Here is a 7,895-nt window from a genome sequence, read left to right on the forward strand (position 1 = left end):
GTTCTTGACTTAACTGGAAGTCCCTGTAGTCCTTGCTTGGTGTCGCTATCGAGCAAACGTCAACTGGTTAGATTTCAAGTGTCGGCATGCGTGAGGTAGAAAAACCGTTCTTGACTTAACTGGAAGTCCCTGTAGTCCTTGCTTGGTGTCGCTATCGAGCAAACGTCAACTGGTTAGATTTCAAGTGTCGGCATGCGTGAGGTAGAAAAACCGTTCTTGACTTAACTGGAAGTCCCTGTAGAGGGGATGGGCTCATTTAGCCATGTTGAAGAACAGTCGAGCGGCGAGGTGTAGGTTGACTCAGGAAGCGCGAAGTGCCCCTTGCGCAAATTTGTTTGTGGAATATCTTGGGGGCATGACTACCCAAACAAATGAATCCACCGACGCGGCCGCCGCCGCAGCAACCCTTCAGCGAGATTTTTCCGAGGCGCTGGTAAAAGAGCTCAAGGCGATGAAGGAAATAGGGATGCGGGTGCCGAAGAAGGCAATGACAATGGCCTCTGACCCCGCGACTGTGAGCGCCTATTCGAACATGCGCATCAGCGAAGCCGCCGATCTTTTGATTGATCTCTCATAGTCTTACTGTGTCACAAACGTAAACGCAGATTTATCGAGTTGCAGTGCGGACAGTGCCCCAGGACGCTTGCGAGTGCGACGCCCAGTTGGAGGCGCAACGTTGTGATGGAGTTTGCCACGTGACGTTGCGCGCGCTGGGCTGCCCCGAGGGACATAATCTTTGGGAACGGCAGGCACTTGGCGGTCGATGAAGTTTTTTTTACCGCTGGCATCGCTGCCAGCCTTCAGTCTCTGTGCCATCAGGAAGCCGTACGCTGCAATGCTCAGACTGGCGTGGTGGTGAAATCCCCGCCAGCCCCGTCCCTCATAGTGACCCAGCCCCAGATCCTGCTTCAAGTCCTGGTAATCGCGCTCGATGCGCCAGCGCATATGGGCGGCGCGCACCAGATCGTTCAATGCGGCTGTCTCCGGCAGTGTGGATAGATAGTATTTTTCAGGCTCAGCCTGACCTGCGGGCCACTCGATGAGCAGCCATTGCCGGGGTAAAAGACGCGCCTTGCCCACATTGCTCCCAGCGCAGCGTACCCTCAGCGCGGCAAAGCGGCCCGTCAGGCGCTCATTGGTGCCCTCGCGCCAGCTGATGTTCTGGAATGCACTGTCGGGCAAGCCCTGCGCCAAGGTCTTGACGTTCACGGGCTGGCGTTTGGCGGTTCGCCGTGGCACCACCGGCGGGCGGCCCATGCCGCTGTAGGGTTTGGGCGGCAGCGGCTCCACACCCGGGGGCCAGACCACGACAGCAGAGGTGATACCGACCACGTAGTCCAGGCCCAGATCGGTCAGGCCCTGACGAAACGCGTAGTCGATGCCGTAGCCAGCGTCGGCCAGCACGCAGTGCCTGGGTGCGCCGTCACCGAGTAGGTCGCGCAACTGTTGCAGGGCAATTTGAGGCTTGGTCGCAAACTCAATGTCTTCGGGAATCCCCGCCTTCTTTCTGCGAACAGCGTCTTCGGCCCAGTTGTGAGGCAAGTACAGTTGCCAGGCCACCGGCAGGCTGCCCTCTTCGCAGGCCAACGAGATGCTGACAGCCACTTGGCAGTTGTCCTGTTTGCCCAGTACGCCGCAGTATTGACGGGTCACACCCACCGAATGGGTACCCTTCTTGGGAAAGCCGGTGTCATCGATGATCCACCAGCCGCCAGCGCTGAAGTCCATCACTGGCACCACCCACTGCGCCACGCGCCGCAGCAGTTCTGGGTCGCTCCATTGGGCCTTGGCGACAAAATGATGCAGGGACTGGTGGCGGGCGCTGGCGTGCAGCGGGTCAACGCGCGCGGCCATCGGCTCCACGCTCTTGCGGGACAAGGGGAGCATCAGGCCGGTGCAATAACCGCTCAATCCTGAGTGTCGGTCAGCATGACCCAGTCCTTCAGCCAAGTGAGTCATGTAGTGCTCGTATTCCTTGGATATGTCCATCACGCCTCCAGTCAGGATCAATGATGCTCATATCATGCCATATTTTATGACACAGTAAGAATAGGCGGTGCTGGCACAACGCCTAGCTTGCGAATAGACCGGGCTGAAACTGGCAGAGCGGCATCCTACAATGGCCAGTCCTTCACTGATGCATAGGCAGTAATGCCGACGCCACCTTGTCATGACGAATTTTGCAGTTGTTCTAAAAAGCGAAATCACACGGGTTGCCCGGAAAGAAGCCCGCGCCCAAAACTCACAACTGAAGAAGGCATCCTCACAGCACCGGACCGAAGTCGCAGCGTTAAAGCGCCGCGTTCTCGAACTAGAAAAGCTCGTGAAGGGCTTGGCAAAACGCGGCCCGACGAGCGTACCGCCCGCCGATGATGATGCTGATGATGGACCAGCGGTCCATCGGTACAGCGCCAAGGGGTTCGCTGCCCAGCGCAAGCGCCTCGGTCTCTCTGCAGCGGATTTGGGCGTCTTGCTGGGCGTCTCCAATCAGTCGGTTTACAAATGGGAAGAGGCCAAGACCCGGCCTCGGGCCTCTCACATGCCGGCAATTGCAGCCCTACGGCGAATGAGCAAGACAGAAGCGGCCGAAAAACTGGCCTCACTATCGGCATAGGCGCGACTCGCAGCTGGCTTCATTTGGGCGGGTCGCCACGCCCAGGTGTGCCCAAGCGCAAGTCCTGTAGATCGAGACACGACACTTGACCGATGTCGAGGGGAAGGCTTGCACCGTCGGGCTTGACGCAGGCGAACAGTGGGCTACCTTAGTCTGGATGGTTGTTTCCAACCACAGCTAATGCCCGAGCCGACAGGGCCAGAACAACTGAAATGAACCTGCAGCAAGATCTCTTCAAGCCGGTGATGACCGCGTACAGCAGAGGCGAACCACTCCGAAATCACGAACTATACGAGTCACTTTGTACTGCCAAGGTGATCCCCGAGGGCGCCCTGCTTGAGAGGGTGCGAATCGGGAAGGATCAAGCCCTGCACAACCCGGTCACCAGAAAAATCCGCTGGGCCCAAATTGGCCTCCGCGCACTCGGGCTTCTCGAAAAGGTGCCGGGCGAGCGCGGGGTATGGCGTTCCACTGCGAAAGCCCGTGGCGAGCTGACGCCGGCGCCACGGCGTACCGTCCTTCTTGGCTTTTCTACAAAGCTCGGGCTTGCGCTCTGGGGGGGACTGCGCGGACGTGTTCACGGGTTTCAATGAACCCATTCACTGTTGCCTGACCTCCCCGCCCTATTGCATTGACCGCCCGAGAGCATACGGTGGAGTGCCCGAGAGCGAGTATGTGGATTTCATCTGCAACGCCATGGAGCCCATTGTCAAAAACCTCGTGTCTGGCGGGACGATCGCTCTGAACATAACCCAAGATGTTTTCGTAAAGGGACTTCCCGCTCGCTCGCTGACGCCGGAGAGAGTCGTGATCGCGATGCACGAAAGGCTCGGGCTCTGGAAGGTTGATTCCCTGATCTGGGCCAACGCCTCGAAGGCCCCCGGGCCGATCGCCTGGGCCAGCAGGAAGCGGGTGATGCTAAACACCGGCTATGAGCCTATTTTCATTTTTTCCAATGACCCCTCAAGGATGTTCTCTTCAAATCAGCGCGTGCTGCAGCCGCACACAGAACGCCACCTCAAGTTGATCGCCAAGGGCGGCGAGAATCGAACTGGCGTCTATGGTGACGGTGCGAACAAGATCTATCCAGGCTCATTTGGGGCGCCGACAGAAGGGAGAATTCCACGGAACGTCCTGCAGTTCGGTGGCCGTTGCCACAGCCAGACTGAGGTGCGCAGATTCGCAAAGGAACAGGGGTTGCCAGTGCACGGTGCGACCTTTCCGCTGGCGCTGGCCAAGTTCCTGATCGAATATCTCACTCGCCCCGGCGACACGGTGGCCGACAACTTCGCTGGCTGGTTCACCGGCCCTCTGGCCGCTGAGCTGATCGGGCGCCGATGGTTGGCCTCGGAGCGGATGCTGCAGTACGTAGAGGGTGCCCGTCGCAGGTTTATGGGCTTCGATGGGTACAGCGATGCCCACCTCCTGCCGGCGTGGGAGAACTGATCCCAATCGATTGACGGGCAACGCCCGGTGGTTAAACTTTGACCACTTGGCTTTTGCCAGTACGTTGGTCCAGAACCAGCCTTACCTTACCTTGACGGGGACCTCCCGTCAGGGTCGGTTCCCGTCTCTCTACAGAAAGATAGAACGTGAACCAAGTTTTCAAAATCATCGCCGGCGGCAAACAGGTCGGCATCTCCGTTGCTCCAAACAGCGAGGCTGCTCTCGAGTTTGCACGCAAGGCGCTTATCCGCTTGAGCCGGGGCGATGCCCTGGCCCAGTTAGGCTTCGGTTGGAGTCATTCCCACTTCGGGGAGGCATTCAACGAGCACGTCGCCCTGCAAAGTGAAGGCAACGATGCCGTCTTCGCTGAGCGCTTCGGTCTTGTTCCGGAGCATGTAGCTCTGAATGAGCGCGCTTTGTCCTGTCAGGAGCGGAACCTGAATTCCGCCCGGCTTCAGGAAACGACCCAACAGACTGGCATCGTCGCTTGGGCACGGGATGTCCTGAATGACCGGCAGCAGCTCGAGCTTGCGCTTTTTCGCTGTGTGAACCGTGATGGGCACGGTGAGGTGGATATGCATGAATTTCCTGGTGATGGTGGAAATCCATGTCCCTCGGGACTTGAATTCCCGTGGGTTTTTGAAGACGTGCTAGAAAAGGTTTCTGCACGCGGATTCGCAAGGTTGCGAAAGCAGTGGAATTTTGCCATGCGGCCGTTACCGCCGCAAACGATGGCGGCCGGCCGCGCATGAGATGGGACACCGTGCGCCTTGCTCATAAGCATTTGCTTCAACGCGCGGGTATTGGCCCGTTGAACGTCAAGAGCTTCGCGCCAATGGGCCTGATCCTTTGCAATCGCCCACAGTTCGCGTAAACTAAAAGCTTGTTTGATGCTTGCATCACTCGCGTGCCTTGTGTACGCCTTACTTAGAATTTTCAGCTTGCTGACTTTCCGACATCGCTAACCCGATGGATTTGCAGCTGAACACCACGGTGTTTGGCAACGGCTTCTCGACGCTTTGGTCATCTTTAGGTTCACACCTTGAGGGACTCTCCAAAACGCCGTGCCGAGAAATCGGCAGTCATGACGCTCCTTGCGGGCTGGGCGAGTCCTCCTTTTTGCGCTTTTCAACAAGAGTTCAAAAAGGGCGACTTGCCCAGATTCCAGATAGGAGAGTTCCATGATTGCAACAGGTGTGAATCAATCTCGCGGCGTCTCGGCGTCTGCGAATGCAGGTGTATCGAAGGGTGACCTCGTGTGGCTCCGTGCCATGCGGAACTCTCCGGTGAGTCAAACGCCGCTCTACCAGCGTGCGAAAGCAAGGGCGCAAGCCTCTGGTCTCGAACTCGCGGTAGCTTCAGGCTAGTGTCGAAATCTGCATTTACACAGGAGACGGGGGTCCTCAAAGGGACCTCCGTTTTTTTTCGTCCAATTTTTCTCTCCCCCCCCTCCTCCACCGCGTTACCTCTTCTCCATCCATGCCAACACCTTCCATTGCCTCTACGGCGGCCGCGCGCCGTGCGCCAGCGGATCTGCCGGGCACCTTTGACCTGAATTCGGGTCGATATCGCCTGTGTTCCGGCCCATGCAAGGCAACCAGGCCCGAAACCGGCGGGGTCGAGACATCAGCAGGCCGGTGGCGCTGCGCGGCGTGCTGGACCACATTCGCTGCGCACCTCCGAATCAAATGGCGGTGAGGGCGTGCCATGGCCTGGAAAGTACATGGAATTGTCGAAGCGAACTTCCGGGGCAAGCCGCATCGCTTTCTGGAGTTTGAAAGCGACACCACAGACGAGCTCGACGGCCTGGTGGCCCGTTCCGTCGAAAAGGGCTGGGCCGAGTATGTGACGGGCACTCGCGTTGGTGCCAGTGAGGTTCAGGTTGTCATCATGTTCAAGCCTCGCGACGTGCAACACGCCGCCCTCTCACCTGGCGAATAGCCAAAAAAAAAGCGCGCAGTCCTTTCGGATGCGCGCTTTTCCAATCAATTTCACAATTCCGGTAGGTCAACATAGGGGATGCACTGGCCGTGAGGCCAGTGCTGATCTGCTCTTGGAAGCCAAAATGCAGGCCACTTTCAATGCCCACAGTAGCCCCGCACTTTGCGTTTCGGAACTTGTGGAGCATTCACGACCACATCGCACGCGATCAGCGCATCCACGATGCGCTTTTGGGTCTGGGTCAGCGTTTCAACTACCGAACTAACGGTCTGTAGCGGATCCTGCAGCAGTTCAACAGCCTCCCCCTGGAGTTTGAAGACATGCGCAGTACGCCCGAATACTGACGGGCGCCTCGTGGCATTGATGCCGAAGTTCATCAGTTGCGATACCCAGTTCGTGGGCGCGCAGGATGACGATTTCATTGTGATTTGCATGGGTCCTCCAAAAAAAAGAGGACCATGCCCCGCTGGGATGATCCCCAGTGGGTTGGTTAATGCGCACGAAACGGTTTGTCTGTGCGCGAAGTCGCAAATATGCGAAAACAAGGTGATTTTATGGCGGCTTTCGCGCGTGCACAACAGATTGGAGTCGGCCCTCATTGACAGTGCAATCACTGGTGGTAATCTGATATTCAGTCCTCCGCAGTGGAGGAATCAGGAGAGCGAGATGATGTTGGTTGATGGTCGAATTCGGATGTCGGACCAGGAATGGCAGGCCTTTCAGCGCATGAACTGGGCGCCGTGGCGCCCGCGCACGCCGGCTGAATTTAATGCGATCTGCGAACTAGCGAAGGTCCGGCACGAAATCGAAAACACAGACGGTATGGGAGGCGTTTATGCGTTGGCCACCGAGAAGATGAAATTCGGACCGAACAACGAGGTAAATTTCCCGGAAGACAAACGTCGGCTCGCAGCCCTGAAAACGACAGGCACGTGGCTAAATGATGAGGAACTGGTCGCTTTTGAAGCGGCTGCGCCAGCCGGTCCAGGTCTGAGCCTCGTTACGTTAAGGTAGGATTCGAAGGTAAAAAAAGGCCCGGGAGCAATTCCGGGGCTTTTTTCTTCGCAATTGAGTACGCCGGGAAGGATCGATACTCGCTTTACGCTTTCGGGCTCGACTGGCGGCCGCCGTCCGTAATAAAGGATGTGATCTCTACATTCGCTGCCACGGATCCAATGCATCTCGCAGCTTGGTTCGAGAGCACGTCGTCCTTCCTGGGTGGACGTAGGCCGCGAGAAGTCATTCCGGAGGATGGTGCGAAGGTGCTCGAGACCGTGCGGGACCTGCCTGCAGTAGGGCTGTTAAATGTTCACTATCGTGCACTATTATCTAATTTATAGGATAATCGTTCACGATGTTGGACAAATTAAGAATACCCGAAGACCTCGGCAAAGCCATTGCCAGCTACCGTGAGAAAAACAAACTCTCGGCGGTTGCCGTGGCCAACAAGGCTGGGCGCAGTCGAACCGTGCTCCACAAACTTGAGCGCGGAGAGGACGTCACAGTCTCCTCACTCTTCGACATTCTGCGCGCAATGGGCCTTTGCCTGACTCTGGAGAGAGCGGGCATGCCAACCCTCGAGGAAATGCAGCGCCGGTTCGCTGATGAGGATGATGACAATGCTGCCTGAGCGTATTCGTCTTCTCGATGTTGAGGTGAACGGTACGCCCAGCGGTCGGCTCGCGCACGCATCAACCTACACATTTGACTACAGCCGCGACGACCCGGGCCAGACTATCGTCTCACTCCTCATGCCAGCGAGCAAGCTGCATTTCGACGGCGGCGGCGCATTGTTCCCGGCCATGGATATGAACCTGCCCGAGGGGTACTTGTTCATGCAGATCCGCGAGTTCTTCCCAAAGCAGACGATCACCCCTATGCACCTGCTTGCCCT

At 57.5% G+C, this 7,895-nt stretch carries 11 protein-coding genes; 9 read left to right on the plus strand and 2 right to left on the minus strand.

Translation table 11 applies throughout. From position 1 onward, the window contains the following. Nucleotides 1–355 precede the first annotated feature (355 nt). Nucleotides 356–577, plus strand: coding sequence for a hypothetical protein (locus tag B7G53_RS22020; RefSeq protein WP_096671745.1), 222 nt, complete (start codon nt 356–358; stop codon nt 575–577). 2 nt (nt 578–579) lie between these two features. Here B7G53_RS22020 and B7G53_RS22025 read toward each other — a convergent pair whose 3' ends face one another. Beyond that, nucleotides 580–1,989, minus strand: a complete 1,410-nt coding sequence (locus B7G53_RS22025; protein WP_255250133.1) for an IS701 family transposase — start codon at nt 1,987–1,989, stop codon at nt 580–582. 181 nt (nt 1,990–2,170) lie between these two features. Here B7G53_RS22025 and B7G53_RS22030 point away from each other — a divergent pair, with 181 nt between their 5' ends. The 5 genes from B7G53_RS22030 (at nt 2,171) to B7G53_RS22045 (ending at nt 6,001) form a co-directional block, all read left to right on the plus strand. Further along, nucleotides 2,171–2,614 carry a helix-turn-helix domain-containing protein gene (locus B7G53_RS22030; protein WP_096671747.1) on the plus strand — a complete coding sequence of 148 codons (444 nt, stop codon included), beginning with the start codon at nt 2,171–2,173 and terminating at the stop codon, nt 2,612–2,614. A gap of 212 nt (nt 2,615–2,826) precedes the next feature. Then, the gene (locus tag B7G53_RS23310; protein WP_255250134.1) at nt 2,827–3,207 is read left to right on the plus strand and encodes a winged helix-turn-helix domain-containing protein; all 381 of its coding nucleotides are present in this window, start codon (nt 2,827–2,829) and stop codon (nt 3,205–3,207) included. A gap of 64 nt (nt 3,208–3,271) precedes the next feature. Further along, nucleotides 3,272–4,060: a DNA methyltransferase gene (locus tag B7G53_RS23075; RefSeq protein WP_255250135.1), complete on the plus strand. Its 789-nt coding sequence runs from the start codon at nt 3,272–3,274 to the stop codon at nt 4,058–4,060. A 146-nt stretch (nt 4,061–4,206) separates the two neighbouring features. Further along, nucleotides 4,207–4,812, plus strand: coding sequence for a hypothetical protein (locus tag B7G53_RS22680; protein ID WP_141396434.1), 606 nt, complete (start codon nt 4,207–4,209; stop codon nt 4,810–4,812). Nucleotides 4,813–5,767: 955 nt separating this feature from the next. Further along, entirely contained in the window at nt 5,768–6,001 is a 234-nt protein-coding gene (locus B7G53_RS22045; protein WP_096671751.1) for a hypothetical protein, read from the plus strand. A gap of 137 nt (nt 6,002–6,138) precedes the next feature. Here B7G53_RS22045 and B7G53_RS22050 read toward each other — a convergent pair whose 3' ends face one another. Next, nucleotides 6,139–6,435, minus strand: a complete 297-nt coding sequence (locus tag B7G53_RS22050; RefSeq protein ID WP_141396435.1) for a hypothetical protein — start codon at nt 6,433–6,435, stop codon at nt 6,139–6,141. 232 nt (nt 6,436–6,667) lie between these two features. Between B7G53_RS22050 and B7G53_RS23080 the strand changes: the two genes are divergently transcribed. The 3 genes from B7G53_RS23080 to B7G53_RS22065 all read left to right on the plus strand — a co-directional run. Next, the gene (locus tag B7G53_RS23080; protein ID WP_141396436.1) at nt 6,668–7,015 is read left to right on the plus strand and encodes a hypothetical protein; all 348 of its coding nucleotides are present in this window, start codon (nt 6,668–6,670) and stop codon (nt 7,013–7,015) included. Between the two features lie 340 nt (nt 7,016–7,355). Next, nucleotides 7,356–7,631, plus strand: coding sequence for a helix-turn-helix domain-containing protein (locus B7G53_RS22060; RefSeq protein ID WP_096671758.1), 276 nt, complete (start codon nt 7,356–7,358; stop codon nt 7,629–7,631). Continuing rightward, on the plus strand, nt 7,615–7,895 hold a 281-nt coding region (locus B7G53_RS22065; protein WP_255250136.1), incomplete at its 3' end, for a HipA N-terminal domain-containing protein. The genes B7G53_RS22060 and B7G53_RS22065, both read left to right, overlap by 17 nt.

Source organism: Polaromonas sp. AET17H-212 (genome assembly GCF_002379085.1).
In the GTDB taxonomy this organism is placed as follows: domain Bacteria; phylum Pseudomonadota; class Gammaproteobacteria; order Burkholderiales; family Burkholderiaceae_C; genus Polaromonas.